Origin of the sequence: Sporichthya brevicatena, assembly GCF_039525035.1 — a bacterium.
In the GTDB taxonomy this organism is placed as follows: Bacteria; Actinomycetota; Actinomycetes; order Sporichthyales; family Sporichthyaceae; genus Sporichthya; species Sporichthya brevicatena.
The window spans coordinates 104,810-122,048 of record NZ_BAAAHE010000014.1; the positions used below are offsets into that span (position 1 = coordinate 104,810).

The window sequence follows — 17,239 nt, forward strand, 5'->3', positions numbered from 1 at the left end:
TACGTGCTGCAGGTCACTTCGGGAAGAAAAGAGTGAAGATAATTTGTAGAGTTGTCGCCATGACGGACGAGACGGCACCGGTTCGGGTGCAGGTCGCCGCCGGTGTGGCGACGCTGTCGCTGAACCGGCCGCACCGGCACAACGCGATCGACGACGCGCTCCACGAACAGCTCGTCGAGGCCTGGGACGCGGCGCTGGCCGACCCGGACGTCCGCGTGATCCTGCTCCGCGGCGAAGGGCGCTCGTTCTGCTCCGGCCGGGACACCGCGCAGCTGGGCGAACGGCCGGCGGGGGAGAGCGACCTCGCCTTCATCCGGCGGCACCAGGAGTTCCGCGAGCGGCAGTTGAGTTCGCCGAAGCCGGTCGTCGCAGCGCTGCGCGGCGCGACCTTCGGCGGGGGCCTGGAGATGGCGCTCGCCGCCGACTTGCGGGTCGCGGCCACCGACGTCCAGCTCGCCTTCCCGGAGATCCGGTTCGGCCTGATGGTCGACACCGGAGGGACGCCGCTGACGACGATGCTCGCCGGCCCCTCGCGCGCGAAGTGGATGCTGATGACCGGCCGCGCGGTCGGCGCCGAGCAGGCGCTTGCGTGGGGACTGGTCGACGAGGTCGTCGAGCCCGAGCGGCTCGACGAGGTCGCGGCGACGCTGGCGGCCGAGCTCGCCGACAAGCCGGCCGACGCCCTCGCGCTGATCAAGAGCACCGTCGACGGCATCTGGGACGGGGCCGTGCGCGCCGCGATGCGCGCCGAGCTCGCCGGGCAGGTCGCGCTGTTCGCGGGGGAGGACTACCGCGCCCGCAAACAGGCCCGCCTATCGTCGCCCTGACGTGAGCTAAAATCGATACAGGATTTTGTGCTCACCCCTTCTTCCCCTGAGCAGTGAGGATTCCCATGGTTGACGCAGTCATCGTCGAGGCCGTCCGCACCCCGGTCGGCAAGCGGAACGGAGGCCTCGCCGGCGTCCACCCCGTCGACCTCTCGGCGCTCGTGCTGAACGAGCTGGTCCGCCGCACCGGCGTCGACCCGGCCCTGGTCGAGGACGTCATCTGGGGCGTCGTCGGTCAGTTCGGCGAGCAGACCTACGACACCGCGCGCATGGCGGTCCTGGCGGCGGGCTGGCCGGAGGACGTCACCGGCGTCACCGTCGACCGCCAGTGCGGCTCCTCGCAGCAGGCGATCCACTTCGCCGCGCAGGCCGTGATGTCGGGCGCGGCCGACGTCATCGTCGCCGGCGGCGTCGAGTCGATGACGCGCGTGCCGATGGGCGCGACGATCTCGGCCGAGTCGAACCCCTACACCGCCAAGGGCTGGATGGACCGTTACGGCGAGCTCCCGAACCAGGGCATCGGTGCCGAGATGATCGCCGAGCGCTGGGGTCTGTCGCGCACTCAGCTCGACGAGTTCAGCCTCCGCAGCCACGAGCGCGCCGCGGCCGCCCAGGATCGCGGGGCCTTCGAGGCCGAGATCGTCGCGGTGCCGACGGACGAGGGCGACTTCAGTGTCGACCAGGGCATCCGCCGCGGCGGGACGGTCGAGAAGCTTGCGGGCCTGCAGCCGGCCTTCAAGCCGGACGGCGTCATCCACGCCGGCAACTCCTCGCAGATCTCCGACGGCGCTGCCGCCCTGCTGGTGATGAGCAGCGAGAAGGCGAAGGCGCTCGGTCTGACGCCGATCGCGCGGTACCACACCGGCGTGCTCGCGGGCGCCGACCCGATGATCATGCTGACCGCCCCGATCCCCGCGACGGAGAAGGCGCTCAAGCGCAGCGGGCTGTCGATCGGCGACATCGGCGCGTACGAGGTGAACGAGGCGTTCGCCCCGGTCCCGATGGCGTGGGCCAAGGACCTCGGCGCCGACGACGAGCGCCTGAACCCGAACGGCGGCGCGATCGCGATCGGTCACCCGCTCGGTGGCTCCGGCGCCCGCATCGCCACCACGCTGCTGCACCACATGCGCCGCGAGGGCATCCGCTACGGCCTCCAGACCATGTGCGAGGGCGGCGGCCAGGCCAACGCGACCATCTTCGAGCTGCTGGGCTGATTGCCCGTCAGGATCCATCGACAGCAAGGAGTTCCCCAAGGTGGAGATCTCGGGCAAGTCCGCTCTCGTGACCGGCGGCGCCGGTGGCCTCGGTGAGGCCACGGTCCGCCGGTTGGTGGCCGAGGGCGCCAAGGTCGTCATCGCCGACCTCGCCGACGACAAGGGCGCCAAGCTGGCGGCCGACCTCGGCGGCGCGGCGGTGTACGTCCGCACGGACGTCACCGACGAGGCGTCGGTCAACGCGGCCCTCGACGCGGCGGCCGAGCTCGGTGAGCTCCGCGTCGCGGTGAACAGCCACGGTGGGCCGGTCGCGGGGATGCGCGTGCTGAACCGCGACGGCTCGCCGATGCCGCAGGAGCTGTTCGACCGGACGGTGTCGCTGTACCTGTCCGGGACCTTCCAGGTGCTCCGGCTCGCGGCGGCCCGGATGGCGGCGCTCGAGCCGCTGGAGTCCGGCGTCCGCGGGCTGGTCGTCAACACCGCGAGCATCGCGGCGTTCGAGGGCCAGGTCGGGCAGAGCGACTACAGCGCGGCGAAGGCCGGCGTCCACGGGCTCACGCTCGTCGCGGCGCGCGACCTCTCCGCCGTCGGGATCCGCGTCGTCACCATCGCGCCCGGGACGTTCTTCACCCCTGCGTTCAAGATGGAGCAGGACCAGGCCGAGGAGCTCTGGGGCAGGACCGTTCCGTTCCCGAAGCGGATGGGCCGTGCGGCCGAGTACGCCGACCTCGTCGCGTTCCTCGCCCGCAACGACTACGTCAACGGCGAGACGATCCGCATCGACGGGGCGCAGCGCTTCGGTCTGAAGTAACGCACCCTCACCGTGCACCCGGGGACCTTCGCGGCATCACGGCCGGACCACCCGGCCGTGGTGCTGCACCCGGCCGGGCTCGTGCAGACCTACGCCGAGCTCGACGCCGCCGCGAACCGGTTCGCCCGTGCGCTGCGGCGGCTCGGGCTGCAGCCGGGGGACCGGATCGCGATCCTGCTGCCGAACTGCCTGCGCTACCTCGAAATCGCGTGGGCGGCCCAGCGCAGCGGGCTGTACTACGTCCCGGTCAACCACCACCTGAAGGCGGCGGAGACCGAGTACATCGTCCGCGACTGCGGGGCCCGCGTCCTCGTCGCCCACGCCGACCTCCTCCCCGCCTGCACTGCAGATGACATCTCTTGTGCAGATGACATCTCTTGTGCAGTCGAGTTCCTGGTCGTCGTCGACGGGGAGCCGCCGGCCGGGGGGCTGAGTAACGCGGCGCTGAGTTACGAGGCGCTCTGCGCGGCCGAGTCGCCGACGCTGCCGGACGACGCGGCCGAGGGTGTCTGGATGTTCTACTCGTCCGGCACCACCGGTCGGCCGAAGGGGATCGTGCCCGACGCCGTCGGCGACCCGCTCGGGACGCTGAAGCCCTTCGACCACATCGTCCGCCACCACTTCGGGTACGACGAGAACCTGCGCTACCTCGTCCCCGCGCCGCTGTACCACGCGGCTCCGCTGGGGTGGTCGATCGCGGCGCACCGCGTGGGCGGCACCGTCGTCGTCCTCGAGCGCTTCGACGCGGAGGAGTGTCTCGCCGCGATCGAGCGGTACCGGATCACCCACGCGCAGTTCGTCCCGACGCACTTCGTGCGGATGCTGAAGCTGCCGCCCGAGGTCCGGGCGCGCTACGACCTGTCCAGCCTGCGGGTCGTCATCCACGCCGCCGCGCCGTGCCCGGTCGACGTCAAGGAGGCGATGATCGACTGGCTCGGCCCCATCGTGACCGAGTTCTACTCCGGCAGCGAGGGCGTCGGTTTCTGCATGATCTCCAGCGAGGAGTGGCTGGCCCACCGCGGCTCGGTCGGCCGCCCGGCGCTCGGCGTCCCGCACATCCTCGACGACGACGGCAACGAGCTGACGACTGGTCAGATCGGCCAGATCTGGTTCGACACCCCGAACACCTTCGACTACCACAACGACCCCGACCGGACCGCGCAGTCGTGGAACGACCGCGGCTGGGCAACCTTCGGTGACCTGGGGTACCTCGACGCCGAGGGCTACCTCTACCTCGCCGACCGCCGCGCGGACCTGGTCATCAGCGGGGGCGTGAACATCTACCCGCGCGAGGCCGAGGACGTGCTGGTCCTCCACCCCGGCGTCGCCGACGTCGCCTGCGTCGGCGTCCCCGACCCGGAGCTGGGCCAGGTCCTGGCCGCGGCCGTCCAGCCGGCCGCCGGAGCCGACGCCGCGGCGCTCCCGGCTGAGCTCGACGCGTTCGTACGCGACCGCCTCTCGACGTTCAAGTGCCCGCGGCGCTACGTCGTCGTCGACGAGGTTCCCCGCCTCCCCACGGGCAAGCTCCTCCGCCGCGACCTCCTCGCCCGCCTCTCTCCCCTCGACAACTGACGCCCCCGCCAGAAGGGGTGACACCCTTTTCGGCGCCAGAAAGGGTGTCACCCCCACTGGTGATCGTGGGGTCAGTGGGAGGCGACGGCGATCGCGGCGAGGCAGAGCCGGACGGAGGTCTCGACGACCTCGTCCCGGGAGAGGTCGGCGGGGTCGCCGCGGAGCCAGTGGGTCAGAGCCTCGGTCACGCCGCTGACGAGGGCGTAGAGCGCGAACCGGGTCGACGGGACCGCGGGATCGAGGTCGGCGACGGCACCGAACAGGCCGGTGAACCGGTCGAACGCGGCGGTCCGCAGTTCCAGCAGGGCGGGCTCGGACTCGGCCTCGGCGTACAGGCGGGCCATGCCCGGCTCGGCCTCGAGGGTCGCGAGCAGGGAGCGGACCGCGTGGCGCAGGCGCTCGGAGACCTCGGTGGGGACGTCGACGATCTCACTGGTGGTCCGGGCGTAGAAGTCGTCGAAGAACGAGGTCAGCAGGTCGACGAGGAGGGCGTCGCGGGTCGCCCAGCTCTCGTAGAAGTAGCGCTTGTTCAGGCCGGCCGCGGCGCAGACCGAGTTGACGGTCGCCGCGGTCGTGCCGCCGGTCGCGATCAGGCCGAGGGCGGCCTCGCGCAACGCGGTCCGGCGCGCGGCCTGACGCTCGCCGGCTCCGAGGCCGCCGTAGGTCTTCTCGGGCGACGTGGTCATGGCGAAAGGTTGACATCCCCGGCGACGACGGAAGATTCTGGTACCGCACGGTACCAGTTAGTGCCCGCTCGCCCGAGAGGAACCGGTGGCGTGACGACCCTGGCCCACCCGAACGCCGAAGCAGACCTCCTGATCAGTCCGCGGACCGGGGGAGGCCCGGTCGGGAGGGCGCGACGCCGGCGCAGCGTCGCCGTCTGGGTCGTGCTCTGCGTCCTCGGCGCCCTGCCGAGCCTGCTCGACGCGGGCGCCGGCTGGCAGGCCGCCGGGCTCGGCATGTTCTTCCCCGGAGCGGGCTTCCTCGCGGCCGAGGGTTGGATGGTCGCCCTCGTCCTGCCGTGTCTGCTCCTGATGGGCATCGCGTGGGTGGCGTGGTTCGGCTCGGGCATGGTCGTCGCGCCGGTGATCGTCTGGCTCGGCTCCGCCGCGGCCGCGGGTGCGCTCGTCGGGGACACGACCGACGCGGGACTGCCGATCGTCGCCGCCGTCACCGTCGCGGGGCTGCTCGGCGGGGTGGTCGCCTCCCGGGCCCAGCAACGCAAGGCCGTCGCCCGGCGGGAGGCGCGCAACACCGTCCTGCCTGCGCAGCTCGACGAGGTGAACGCGATCCGCGCGCGGGCGATCGCCGCGCCCAAGGCGCCGGAAATGAGCGCCGAGCAGCTCAAGGGCATCCGGTATGCCATCAGGCTCGCGATGCAGCCGAAAGAGGACTGGACCGGCTTCAACCGCGTCGACCAGTTCCAGACCTCGGCCCTTCGCTACCAGATCAACCAGCTCGGCTGGTTGCTCGCGCTTGCGCAGAGCCGTTACGCCCCGAGTCACCACGGCGAGCTGAGTGAGAGTCAGATCCGGCTGGTCGAGCGGTACCTGCAGAAGGAGGTCTGCAGCTACTGGCGATACGAGCGGGCCTGGGGCCACCTGCGGCTGGACGCCGACCCGATCGTCCGCGACAACATCATGCTCACCGGGTACATCGGCCTGAACCTGGCGCTCTACGAGGGCAACACCGGCGACTTCCGCTGGGACGCCCCGGACGCCCTGCCCTTCGCCGTCGGCAAGCGCCGCATCTACCCGCACAGCTCGCTGGACGTCCGCGACTCGCTGCTGGAGAACTACGGCCGGCACACCGACGACTACTGCCTGTTCCCGTGCGAGCCGAACTGGATCTACCCGGCCTGCAACTTCCGCGGCGCCGTGACCCTCGCCGGCTACGACCGCGCCCGCGGCACCGACCACTGGTCGCAGTTGCGCGACGCCTTCCGCGCCAAGCTCGAGGCGGAGTTCATGCGCCCCGACGGGACCTGCATCTCGCTGCGCTCCGAGCACACGGGCTTCGCCGTCCCGTTCCCGATGCCGGACTCCGTGCTGGCGAAGGAGCTCAACGCCGTCCTGCCCGAGCTGGCCCACCGCTACTGGGCACTGGTGCGCCACGAGCTCCTGCCGGTGATCGACGGCGAGCGCCGGATCATCCTCGACAAGGCCAACGTCGACTTCGGCAACTACACCCTCTCCGACGCCTTCGCGCTCGCCTGCTACCACGGATCCGCGCGCGAGATGGGGGACTACGAGGTCGCCGACCTCGCGATGGCCCGCCTGCTCGACGTGCTGGAGTGGGACGAGACCGAGACCTACTTCCCGGGCCGCTCGACGCTGGTGAACGCCACGATCGCGACCGACCGGCTGCTCGAGGTCGACGCCTGGCGGACGGCGATCACCGTCCCGACCGACCCGAAGATCCTGTCCGGGCCGATCCTCGGTCGCGCCGGCTTCCCGGAGGTCCTCGTCGCCGCGGCCCGCTCCGACGGCGCCGCGCTCGACCTCGTCCTCTCCGCCCGGACGCCGGGGGAGTACGAGTTGCACTTCGAGCGCCTCCGCCCGACCGCGCGCTACCGCTTGACCAGCGGAACTGCCGGCACCGGCGTCGAGGTCACCGCCGACGCCGCCGGCACCGCCCGCGCGACCGCCGCCCTCGACATCCGCACCGAGCTCCGCCTGACCCCGGCCCCGTAGGTCCGCGACCGACCTCGCGGCCGCTTCCCTGTCAAAAAAGGGTGACACCCCTTACTGCGCAGTAAGGGGTGTCACCCTTTCTTGACGACGGGGCGGCGCCGGCGCGAACCAGGGGCTCAGGCGCGGTCGAAGAGGAGGTCGAGGCGGGAGACCCCGCGGAGGATGTAGCTCGGGATCCGCTCGGGGGTCCGGCCGTCGGGGTCGAGGCGGAGGTTCTTGGTCCGGGTCAGGAGGGCCTCGAGGGCGATCCGGCTCTCGGCCTTGGACAGGTTGCTGCCGAGGCAGAAGTGGGGACCCTGACCGAAGGCAAGGTGGGCGCCCTCGCCGCTCCGGTCGAATTTGATCGTCTCGGGGTCGGCGTACTGCTCCGGGTCCCGGTTGCCCGAGCTGTAGCAGAGCAGCAGGTGCGCGCCGGCCGGGACGGCGACCCCGCCGATCTCCGTGTCGACGAGCGCGGTCCGGTACAGCCCGGTGATCGGGGACTCCACGCGGAGCGACTCCTCGATCAGCTTCGGCAGCAGGGACAGGTCCGCCTGCACCTGGGCCATCAGGTGCGGCTGCTCGAGCAGCAGCATCACGGTGGCCGTGATGTGGGTCGTCGTCGTCTCGTTGCCCGCGATGAGGAACTGGGTGAGCATCGTCAGCAGTTCGTCCTGGCTGAGCGAGTCGCCGTCGACGCGGGCGTGGACGAGGTCGCTGATCAGGTCGTCCTGCGGGTGGGCGCGGCGGTCGGCGATCGTCGCGGTGAAGAACTCGGCGAACTCGGCGCCGCTCTCCACCATGCGTCGGATCTGATCGCGCGTCATGTTGTCGTTGCCGATCGTCGCGGCGAGCGCGTCCGACCAGCGCTTGAACGTCGGCAGGTCGTGGTTCGAGACGCCGAGCGCGCCGGCGATCACGGTGATCGGCAGCGGGACGGCCAGGTCGGCGACGAGATCCATGCTGCCTTTGTCGAGCACGTCGTCGAGGAGGCTGTCGCAGATCGCCTGGACGGTGTCCTCGATCTGCCGCACGCGACTGGGGCTGAACGCCTTGTTGACGATCTTGCGCTGCGCGGTGTGTCGCGGCGGGTCGCAGCGGAACAGCACCGGCTCCCGGTCGCGGAACGCCGCGGCCTCGACGGCCGCCTTGAGGTCGGCGGACTCCTCGGTCAGCTCCTTCAGCACCGCGTGACGCCGGTGGCTGTGCGGACCGGTGGCGGAGCGGGAGGAGAAGACCTGCGGATTGCGGGCCACTGCGCAGATGTCCTCGTACCGCGTGACCAGCCAGACGCCGGCGCTCTCCACGTAGTGGACCGGTGACTTCTCGCGCAGACGGCCGAACATCGGGAACGGGTCCGCGATGACGTCCGTGTCGGCGAGGAGAAACCGCTCAGCCGCGGACTCGAAGTCGTGGTCTGAGGGCTTTTCAGACATGCCCCGAAGGGTGACGGCTAACTAGACCGGTTGTCAAGAAAGACGCGGGATTCCCCCAGCAACACCGCACAGTTACTTGTCACGACACCGAGTTATTGGGTCTTGTCGAGGTCCACGCACGGGGGTATCGTCCCGTCAACGGTGAATCTGGTCACCATCTCCAGTAAGTAGCCGAACTGCCCCCATGACCCCTCTCCCGATGCGGAGTCGCGGTGAGACTGCGGATTCTCGGCCTGATGGCCGTGCCCGTCCTGATCGGTGCAGCGCCCTTTCTCGGCGCCACCGACGCGCGTGCGGCGCTGAGCTTCACGGCCACGGCGTCGGCCGACGTCGTGCACCTGACCTACGTCGTCAAGGACGCCCCGGTGTCCGAGACGATCTTCGCCGGCGGCAGCCCGAGCGCCAGTGCGGTGCTCGACGCGTTGGGCAACAGCACCGCGATCGCCGCGGCGAGCAACCCCGGCGACCAGCTGACGTCCCTGCCGAACACGGCGCGCGGTCTCTACCCGCAGCTCGCGGCGCTGCCGGACTGGCCGTACTTCGCGGTCTCCCGCTCACCCTCGACGCCGGTGGCGACCCAGGAAGTCGGGCCGTACCTGCTCAAGGCCGAGAGCGAGCCCGACCGCAGCGTCGCCACCGCCGGCGGGGACACCGTGCACGAGTCCGGTGTCGTGATCGGCCGGGCGACCTCGCTCGCCGAGACCAGCACCGACGGCAACAAGGTCACCTCCCGCGCGACGACGCTCGCCACGGGCATCTCCGTCGCGGCGATCGAGATCGGCGCCGTGAAGTCGGTGGCGTCGATGACCTCGGACGGCAAGGAGCCGACGCAGGCCTCGGACCTGCTCGTCACCGGCGTCTCGGTCGCGGGCGTCCCGCTGGCCTTCGGCCCCGAGGGCTTCATGCTCCCGGGCCAGAACACCCCGCTGCCGGACAGCAGCCCGATCCTCAAGCCGCTGGCGGAACAGGGGATCAAGGTCCGCTACCTGGAGCCGATCACCACGAAGGACTCGGTCCTGACGGCGGGTATCGAGATCAGCTCGCTCTGGAACCCACCGGACGGCTCGCCCTTCGGCACCGTGACGCAGAGCCTGACGCTGGGGCGCAGCTACGTCTCGCTCAACGCGACCGGTTCGGGCGGCGACGCCTTCAGTCCGGCCGCCCCGGCGACCGACGCCGGCGTCGACAGTGCCGCCACCCCGGACCTGGGCGCCCTGCCCACGACCGACGGCGCCGCCGTCCCCGGCGCGCTGCCGGGTGAGCTGCCCGGCTCGACCCCGACCGGTGCCGTCCCCGGCAACACCGTCCCGACCGTTCAGGTCGCCCCGGCCGGGCTGACGCAGCCCGACGGGTTCGACCTCAACCTGTTCCCGCCCTTCGTCGTGGCCGCGCTCGGCGTGCTGCTGCTGGGCCAGCTGCTCCGCTACCGAGGAGTCCGACAGTCGTGAAACCGTTCGACGCGATCCGCGCCCACTGGGACCGGGCCCTGGCGCTGGGGTTGACGGTCGTCGGCCTCCTGATGCTGGTGGTCGGGTACTTCCGCATCAGTGACACCCCGTACCCCGCCGAGCAGCTCCCGCTGCTCATGTCGGCGGGGGTGGGGTCGCTGTTCCTGCTCGGGATCGGCGCCACGCTCTGGCTCTCGGCCGACCTGCGCGACGAGTGGCACAAGCTCGACGAGCTCACCGGGACCGAGCCCGTCGCCGCCGCCGAAGCGCGCGGGACCGATGCCGCGGCCCAGACCCGGGCGGACGACCGCTCCCACGACGGAGCCCGGGCCACCGCACGATGAGTGGAGCACGGGCGATCGACGCCCGGCCGTGGACCGCCGGCGCCCTGCGCCTGACCGTGGCCGCGAACGCCGTGGCGGCGGTCCTGCTGGTCGTCGCCTGGTACGGCGTCGCCGGTGAGGCGCGGCTGGCGGACGCCACGCCGTGGGCCAATCTCTCCGCGATCGGGCTGGTGCTCGCCGCGTTCGGGAACGCGCGGCTGATCCTCGTGGCCCGCTCGCGCATCGGTGCGCGCCAGGCCGCGCTGCGCCGGTCCAGGACCGCGGCCCGCCGTCCGGTCGACGTGGACGACGCACGCCGCGTCGTCGTGCCCGGTGGCCGGCTGTACCACCGGCCCGAGTGCCGTCTCGTGGTGGGCAAGCCCGCCGAACCGCTGGCGCCGCGCAGCAGCGCGGAGGCCCTGGAGCCCTGCGGGTGGTGTCGTCCGTGAACGAATGGACCCCCTTCATCGTCTCCGGGCTCGTCGCGGGTTCGCTGCTCGGTCTCGCCGCCGTCGGCCTCGTCCTCTCCTTCCGCACCAGCGGCCTGTTCAACTTCGCGCACGGCGCCGTCGCGGCCGCCGCGGCCTACGTCTTCTACGAACTGACGGAGGTTCGGGGCATGCCCTGGCCGCCGGCGGCGCTGGTCGTCCTCGGCGTCTTCGCCCCGGTCATGGGTCTGCTGCTCGAGCGCATGGCCGCCGGCCTGCAGGGTGTGCGGGCGGTCTACCGGATCGTCGCCACCGTCGGCCTCCTGCTCGTCGTGCAGGGCCTCGCCGCCGTGCACTACGGGCCGTCGACGATTCCGCTCGAGCCGTTCCTGCCCCAGGGCACGGTCGACATCGGCGGCACCTTCGTCTCCTACGAGCAGATGATCGGCGCGGGCATCGCGCTGGTCGGCGTCCTCGCGTTGCTCGCGCTGTTCCGCTGGACCAAGACCGGTCTGCGGATGCGCGCGGTCGTCGACAACCCGCAGCTGCTCTCCTACGAGGGCGACAACCCGACGGCGGTCCGCCGCGGCGCGTGGATCATCAGTGCGGTCTTCGCGAGCGTGACGGGTCTGCTGCTCGCCCCGAGCCTCGGTCTCGACACCGTGGTGCTCGCGCTGCTCGTCGTGCAGGCGTTCGGCGCCGCGGCCGTCGGCCGGTTCGGTTCGATCGGCCTCACCTTCGCCGGTGGCATCGTGATCGGTGTCGGCAGCGCGTGCAGCGGCAAGGTCATCGGTGACCAGCTCCCGAACTCGGTGTTCTGGGCGAGCATCCCCGACGTCGCACCGTTCATCGTCCTGTTCGTCCTGCTGATCGTGACGCCGGCGCGCAAGTTCTTCGACGTCCCGAGCAGCAACCGGACCGCCAGCGGCCGCGCGGTCACCCCGCGGGTGCACTGGGAGGCCGTCGCCGCGCTCGGGGTGTTCGCGCTCCTCGTGCCGACCTTCGTCGACACCTCGCTCCCGGTCTGGACCACGGCGGTCACGCTGGTCCTGGTCTTCCTCGGCCTCGGCCTGATGGTGTGGACGTCGGGTCAGATCTCCCTCGCGCACGCCGCGTTCGCGGCGATCGGCGCGGCGGCGATGAGCCACTTCCTCGGCAACGGACTGCCGTGGGGGATCGCGCTGCTGCTCGCCGGGCTGGTCGCGGTGCCGGTCGCGACCGCGGTCGCGCTCCCGACGCTCCGGCTCTCGGGCCTCTACCTCGCGCTGGCGACGTTCACCTTCGCGGTGCTCCTGCAGCAGCTCGTGTACCCGACCGAGGCGATGTTCGGTGGCGGTGTCCGCGCGGTCTCGCGCCCCGACATCTCGTTGTTCGGTCTCGACCTCACCACGGACAAGGGCTACTACTACCTGTGCGTCGCGGTCGCGGCGGCCGCGGCCGGTCTCGTGTTCGGCATCCAGCGCGCCCGCCTCGGCCGGCTCCTGCAGGCCAACGCCGAGTCGCCCGACGCGGTCGCGGCCAACGGCGGTGACAGCACGACGATCCGCACGGCCGTCTTCTGCGTCGCCGGCTTCCTCGGCGCGCTCGGCGGTGCGCTCGCCTCGGGCGTCACGCTGCAGGCCTCCAGCCGCGGTTACGGCTACACCGTCGGCCTGACCTGGGTCGCGGTCCTCGCGCTGTTCGGCTCGCGGGCCACGGTGCTCCGCGCGTCCGCGGCGGCGTTCTCCCTCGCGGTCATGCCGACGCTGATCGAGATGGACCCGGGCTGGTACACCGCGATCTTCGGCGCCGCGGCCATCACCGCCAGCCTCGTGGCGGACCGTCAGTTCGACCTCACCCGGGGTTGGGGTCCGGGCCGCGTGCCCTCGCGCCTGCGCCATCCCGGCTACTTGCCGTCGCGGCCGGTGCGGGCCGCACGACCGCCCCGGCCGGCCGCCCCGGACGACGACCGCCGGCCCGTGGGAGCAGGGGTGCGCTCATGACCACGCCCAACGCTGAACCGATGTTGCACCGTCCCGACGAGCGGGTGCTCGTGACCCGTGGCCTCACCGTCCAGTTCGGCGGCACGCGCGCGGTGTCCGAGTTCGACCTCGAGGTGCGACGCGGCGAGATCGTCGGTCTGATCGGGCCGAACGGCGCCGGCAAGACGACGACGCTGAACGCGTGCGCCGGCACCGTCCGGCCGGCGGCCGGCACCGTCGAGCTGCTCGGCTCGGACGTGTCCGACTGGACGCCGGCGCGGCGCGCCCGGGCCGGCCTCGGCCGGACCTTCCAGCGGTTCGCGCTCTGTGACTCGCTCTCGGTCGCGCAGAACGTCGGCCTCGCCACCGAGGCCCGTGACTCCGGCGGCCGCCCCTGGCGCTGCTTCCTCGCCCCGCGCGGTTCGCGGGCGGAGCAGCAGGCGCGGGTGACCGAGGCCCTGGAGACCTGCGGCATCGCGGACCTCGCCGGCCGCCGGGTCGGCTCGCTGTCCACCGGTCAGCGCCGGCTGGTGGAGCTCGCCCGCGCGGCGTGCGGCCGCTCCTCGGTGCTGCTGCTCGACGAGCCGTCCTCCGGTCTGGACCCGAGCGAGACCGAGACGTTCGCGAGCATCGTGCGCAGCATCGTCGACACGACCGGGGCCTCGGTGCTGGTCGTCGAGCACGACATGACGCTGGTCCGCGAGATCTGCGCCTACCTCTACGTCCTGGACTTCGGCGTCCACCTCTGCGACGGCCCGACCGAGGCCGTCCTGCGGGACGACCGGGTGCGCCAGGCCTACCTCGGCACCGTCGAGGAGCCCGCCCATGCTTGAGCTGCGACGCATCAGCGCCGGATACACCGGCGCCGCGGTGCTGCACGACGTCGACCTGATCGTCCCGGCGGGCAGCACCGTCGCCCTGCTCGGCCCGAACGGCGCCGGCAAGACGACGCTGCTCCGCGTGGCCGGCGGCACCCTGCGCCCGATGCGGGGCCAAATCCTCGTCGACGGTTCGGACGTGACAGGCCGTCAGCCGCACGACCTCGTCCGGTACGGGGTCTGCACGGTCCCCGAGGGCCGCGCCGTGTTCCCCAACCTCTCCGTCCGCGAGAACCTCACGCTGTTCGCGGACGGCCACAGTTCCGCCCTCGACCTCGCGGTCGAGGCGTTCCCGACGCTCGGCCGGCGCATGAACCAGCGCGCGGGATCGATGAGCGGTGGTGAGCAGCAGATGGTTGCGCTCGCCCGGGCGTACCTGCAGAACCCCCGGCTCGTCCTGCTCGACGAGGTCTCGATGGGCCTCGCACCGGTCGTCGTCGACGAGGTCTTCGAGTTCCTCGCGACCGTCCGGGAACGGGGTGCGTCGCTGCTGCTCGTCGAGCAGTACGTCGGCAAGGCACTCGCCCTCGCCGACTACGTCGTCCTGCTCGCCCGCGGGCGCGTCCAGTTCGTGGGCGAACCGCAGGAGTTGGACGAGGAAAAGATCTTCTCCTCCTACGCGGGCCTCGAGTCCGCCGGAGCGTCGTCAGCCCAAGGAGTACCGCGATGAAACGCCGGACCTTCCGGACCACCGCGATCGTGTGCAGCCTCGTCGTCCTCAGTGGCTGCGCGAGCCGGCTCGACCGTGCCGAGATCGTGGCCGCCCAGACCGGCGGCGCCCCGGCCGCCGCCGGCGCCGGGGCCCAGGCGGGCGTCGATCCGTCGACCATCGGGGGAGTCGCCCCCGGCACCGACACCGGGACCGGCGCGGTGGCGCCCGGGGTCGACCCGGGCACCGCCCCCGGATCCGTGACCGAGCCCGGCTCGACCGGGACCGCCCCCGGCACCGGGGCCGCGGGTCCCGCCACGACCACGGGTGGGACCACCACGACCGACTCGACGGGCTCGAAGGGCAACACCGGGACCACCGGCGCGACCGGCAGCACGGCGAAGGCGAACAACCTGCCGATCACCGTCGGCTTCGTCGGCTCGATCACCGGCCTGTACGGGACCTCGTTCCGGCCCGCGCTGAACGCCATCCAGGCGAACATCACCGACCTGAACGCCAAGGGCGGCGTCAACGGCCACCCGATCAAGCTGATCGTCGCCGACGACGCGGGCGACCCGTCGACCTACGTGGCCCAGCTGCGGCGCATGGTCGAGAGCGACAAGGTCCTCGCGTTCGTGGGCAACACGCACGCCGCGTCGCTCTCGCAGGCCGCGATCGACTACGTCGAGTCCAAGCAGATCCCGATCCTCGACGGCGACGACTCGAACCTGCTCGCCCCGACCAGCCACATGATCTTCGGCTTCGGCGCCGCCGGTCTCGGCCTGAACGGCACCGAGTTCGCGGCCGCGCGGGACCTCGTCGGCAAGGGCAAGAAGGCCGGCTTCATCTCCTGCCAGGAGGTGCAGCAGTGCGCGGACTACGCGCAGGGCTTCGCGGAGTACGCGAAGAAGGCCGGGTTCACCCCGGTGTTCGCCGGCCGCGCGTCGCTGACCGCCCCGGACTTCACCGCGAACTGCCTCCAGGCGCGTAACGCCCAGGCCGAGATCCTGTTCCTCCGGATCGACATCAACTCGGTCAAGCGCATCGCCCGGGACTGCTCGCGCCAGGGCTACAAGCCGGTCTACGTGACGGCGCCGGTCCTCACCGACCCGAGCTACCCGTCGAACCCGGCGTTCGACAAGATCATCACCCCGAGCCAGCAGTTCCCGTTCATCAACGACAAGCTGCCGGAGGAGAAGCGGTTCCGCTCGGTCCTGTCCCGCGTGATCTCGGTCGACCAGATCTTCGCGTCGCACGCCCAGGGCTGGAACGTGGCGAACATCTTCGCCGAGGCGGTCAAGCGCGGCATCGCGCCGGACGCGACCCCGTCGACGGAGCTGATCCTCAAGGGGCTGTGGAGCTTCAAGAACGTGACGCTCGGCGGCACCAGCCAGCCCCTGACCTACGTCAAGGGTCAGCCCCCGGCGCACCTGAAGAACGTCTGCGCCTTCCCGATGCAGATCCAGAACGGAAAGTGGACCGCGCCGTTCGGCAACAAGCCCAGCTGCCTGTAGCTCCCGCCCGGAGAGGACACCCGCGTGACCCTGAAGAACACGGCCTGGTACCTGCGTTCCCGGCCGACCGGTGAAGTCGACGCCAGCCACTTCGACGTCCGCACGGAGGAGGTGCCTGATCCGGGTCCTGGCCAGGTCCTGGTCCGGAACATCTACCTGATGATCCCGGCCTCGATGCGGATCTGGATGAACGAGCGGGACACCTACCTCCCGGCCGTCCCGCTCGGCACCGTGATGCGCGGGATCACCACGAGCATCGTGGAGAAGTCGAACGACGAGCGGCTGCCGGTCGGCACGTACGTCAACGGCATGTGCGGCTGGCAGGAGTACGCGGTGGCGGCCGTCGAGGAGCTGATGCCCCTGACGCACAAGCACCCCGACATCCCGCTGTCGAACTACCGGCACGTCCTGGACTTCCAGGGCCTGACCGCCTACTGCGGCCTGACCGACGTCGGCAAGCCGCAGGCGGGGGAGACCCTCGTCGTCACCGCCGCGGCCGGCAGCGTCGGCTCGCTGGTCTGCCAGATCGGCAAGAAGCTCGGCCTGCGCGTCATCGGCATCGCCGGCGGCCCGGAGAAGTGCCAGTGGCTGCGCGACGTGTGCAAGGTCGACGGCGCGATCGACTACAAGTCCGACGATGTCGGCGCGAAGCTCGACGAGCTGTGCCCGAACGGGATCGACATCGTCTTCGAGAACGTCGGCGGTCCGGTCCTGGACCTCATGCTCGACCGCATCAACCTGCGGGCGCGCATCGTCCTGTGCGGCTTCGTCTCGACCTACTTCGGCGGTGAGCAGACCGCCGGCCGCGGGCTGATGAACCTGGTCAACCAGCGCGGCACGATGCAGGGCTTCATCGTCCTGGACTACCTCCCGCACTACGCCGAGGTCATGGGGATCCTGACGCCCTGGGTGCTGGACGGCAGCCTCGTCCACCCCGAGGAGATCCTCGACGGCCTCGAGAACGCACCGGTGGCGATGAACCGGCTGTCCCGGGGCGAGAACCACGGCATGCAACTCATCCGCATCTCACCGGAAGCCTGACACCACATGGGAACCGCCGACCCCGCCCACACCCAGATCGTCGAGGACTGGTACCGCGCGCTGCAGACCCTGGACCTGGAAGGGTTCCTGAAGCTGCACGCGTCCGACTGCATGTACAACATCAGCGGCCACAGCCCGATCTCCGGTCGTTGCGACTTCCAGCAACTGCAGGAGGAGGTTCTCCCGCAGGTCTTCGGCCGGCTCGACCTCAACCAGTTCCGCTTCACGAACTGGAAGATCATGTGCCAGGACGACCAGCGCGTCGTCGGGATCATGGACGCCGACGGTCCCGGCACCAACGGCGAGCGCTACGACCAGCGCTACGTGCACATCTTCGAGGTCCGCGACGGTCTGATCCGTCAGGTGTGGGAGTTCTTCGACACCAAGCTCGCCGAGCAGGTCCTCTTCTACGACCCGGAGAACAGCCCGACCAACGGCCGCCTGGCCCCGTTCGAGTACTGAGGA

16 protein-coding genes are annotated in these 17,239 nt (G+C 71.2%); 14 read left to right on the top strand and 2 right to left on the bottom strand.

Annotation, left to right across the window (positions count from 1 at the left end):
* Positions 1-59: 59 nt before the first annotated feature.
* The 4 genes from ABD401_RS09440 to ABD401_RS09455 all read left to right on the top strand — a co-directional run bounded on the left by ABD401_RS09440 (position 60) and on the right by ABD401_RS09455 (position 4,424).
* Positions 60-827: an enoyl-CoA hydratase/isomerase family protein gene (locus ABD401_RS09440; RefSeq protein ID WP_344603966.1), complete on the top strand. Its 768-nt coding sequence runs from the start codon at positions 60-62 to the stop codon at positions 825-827.
* 65 nt (positions 828-892) lie between these two features.
* Complete coding sequence (locus tag ABD401_RS09445) at positions 893-2,041, top strand: thiolase family protein (protein ID WP_344603968.1); 1,149 nt, start codon at positions 893-895, stop codon at positions 2,039-2,041.
* 40 nt (positions 2,042-2,081) lie between these two features.
* Positions 2,082-2,852 carry an SDR family NAD(P)-dependent oxidoreductase gene (locus ABD401_RS09450; RefSeq protein WP_344603970.1) on the top strand — a complete coding sequence of 257 codons (771 nt, stop codon included), beginning with the start codon at positions 2,082-2,084 and terminating at the stop codon, positions 2,850-2,852.
* Between the two features lie 12 nt (positions 2,853-2,864).
* The gene (locus ABD401_RS09455; protein WP_344603972.1) at positions 2,865-4,424 is read left to right on the top strand and encodes an AMP-binding protein; all 1,560 of its coding nucleotides are present in this window, start codon (positions 2,865-2,867) and stop codon (positions 4,422-4,424) included.
* Positions 4,425-4,495: 71 nt separating this feature from the next.
* On the opposite strand, the gene ABD401_RS09460 is transcribed toward ABD401_RS09455, so the two are convergent.
* Positions 4,496-5,110 carry a TetR/AcrR family transcriptional regulator gene (locus tag ABD401_RS09460; RefSeq protein WP_344603974.1) on the bottom strand — a complete coding sequence of 205 codons (615 nt, stop codon included), beginning with the start codon at positions 5,108-5,110 and terminating at the stop codon, positions 4,496-4,498.
* Positions 5,111-5,200: 90 nt separating this feature from the next.
* Here ABD401_RS09460 and ABD401_RS09465 point away from each other — a divergent pair, with 90 nt between their 5' ends.
* Positions 5,201-7,117: a linalool dehydratase/isomerase domain-containing protein gene (locus ABD401_RS09465; protein ID WP_344603976.1), complete on the top strand. Its 1,917-nt coding sequence runs from the start codon at positions 5,201-5,203 to the stop codon at positions 7,115-7,117.
* A 116-nt stretch (positions 7,118-7,233) separates the two neighbouring features.
* Here the strand turns inward: ABD401_RS09465 and ABD401_RS09470 are convergent, their stop codons facing one another.
* The gene (locus tag ABD401_RS09470; protein ID WP_344603978.1) at positions 7,234-8,532 is read right to left on the bottom strand and encodes a cytochrome P450; all 1,299 of its coding nucleotides are present in this window, start codon (positions 8,530-8,532) and stop codon (positions 7,234-7,236) included.
* A 212-nt stretch (positions 8,533-8,744) separates the two neighbouring features.
* On the opposite strand from ABD401_RS09470, the gene ABD401_RS09475 reads away from it, so the two are divergent.
* The 9 genes from ABD401_RS09475 to ABD401_RS09515 are packed head-to-tail and all read left to right on the top strand — an operon-like array spanning position 8,745 to position 17,236.
* A complete protein-coding gene (locus ABD401_RS09475; RefSeq protein WP_344603980.1) occupies positions 8,745-9,980 on the top strand; it encodes a hypothetical protein in 1,236 nt (411 codons plus the stop codon).
* Positions 9,977-10,324, top strand: a complete 348-nt coding sequence (locus tag ABD401_RS09480; protein ID WP_344603982.1) for a hypothetical protein — start codon at positions 9,977-9,979, stop codon at positions 10,322-10,324. The genes ABD401_RS09475 and ABD401_RS09480 overlap by 4 nt, the downstream gene beginning before the upstream one ends.
* Positions 10,321-10,752 carry a hypothetical protein gene (locus ABD401_RS09485; RefSeq protein WP_344603984.1) on the top strand — a complete coding sequence of 144 codons (432 nt, stop codon included), beginning with the start codon at positions 10,321-10,323 and terminating at the stop codon, positions 10,750-10,752. Before ABD401_RS09480 ends, ABD401_RS09485 begins: the two co-directional genes overlap by 4 nt.
* Positions 10,749-12,713: an ABC transporter permease gene (locus ABD401_RS09490; RefSeq protein ID WP_344603986.1), complete on the top strand. Its 1,965-nt coding sequence runs from the start codon at positions 10,749-10,751 to the stop codon at positions 12,711-12,713. The genes ABD401_RS09485 and ABD401_RS09490 overlap by 4 nt, the downstream gene beginning before the upstream one ends.
* Entirely contained in the window at positions 12,710-13,525 is an 816-nt protein-coding gene (locus ABD401_RS09495; protein ID WP_344603987.1) for an ABC transporter ATP-binding protein, read from the top strand. The genes ABD401_RS09490 and ABD401_RS09495 overlap by 4 nt, the downstream gene beginning before the upstream one ends.
* The gene (locus tag ABD401_RS09500; protein WP_344603988.1) at positions 13,518-14,240 is read left to right on the top strand and encodes an ABC transporter ATP-binding protein; all 723 of its coding nucleotides are present in this window, start codon (positions 13,518-13,520) and stop codon (positions 14,238-14,240) included. The genes ABD401_RS09495 and ABD401_RS09500 overlap by 8 nt, the downstream gene beginning before the upstream one ends.
* Positions 14,237-15,733 (top strand): ABC transporter substrate-binding protein, encoded by a 1,497-nt coding sequence (locus ABD401_RS09505; protein WP_344603990.1) that lies wholly within the window; start codon positions 14,237-14,239, stop codon positions 15,731-15,733. Before ABD401_RS09500 ends, ABD401_RS09505 begins: the two co-directional genes overlap by 4 nt.
* 24 nt (positions 15,734-15,757) lie before the next feature.
* On the top strand, positions 15,758-16,774 hold the full coding sequence (locus ABD401_RS09510; protein WP_344603992.1) for an NADP-dependent oxidoreductase: 1,017 nt from the start codon (positions 15,758-15,760) through the stop codon (positions 16,772-16,774).
* A 6-nt stretch (positions 16,775-16,780) separates the two neighbouring features.
* A complete protein-coding gene (locus tag ABD401_RS09515; RefSeq protein WP_344603994.1) occupies positions 16,781-17,236 on the top strand; it encodes a nuclear transport factor 2 family protein in 456 nt (151 codons plus the stop codon).
* The last annotated feature ends 3 nt before the right edge of the window (positions 17,237-17,239 follow it).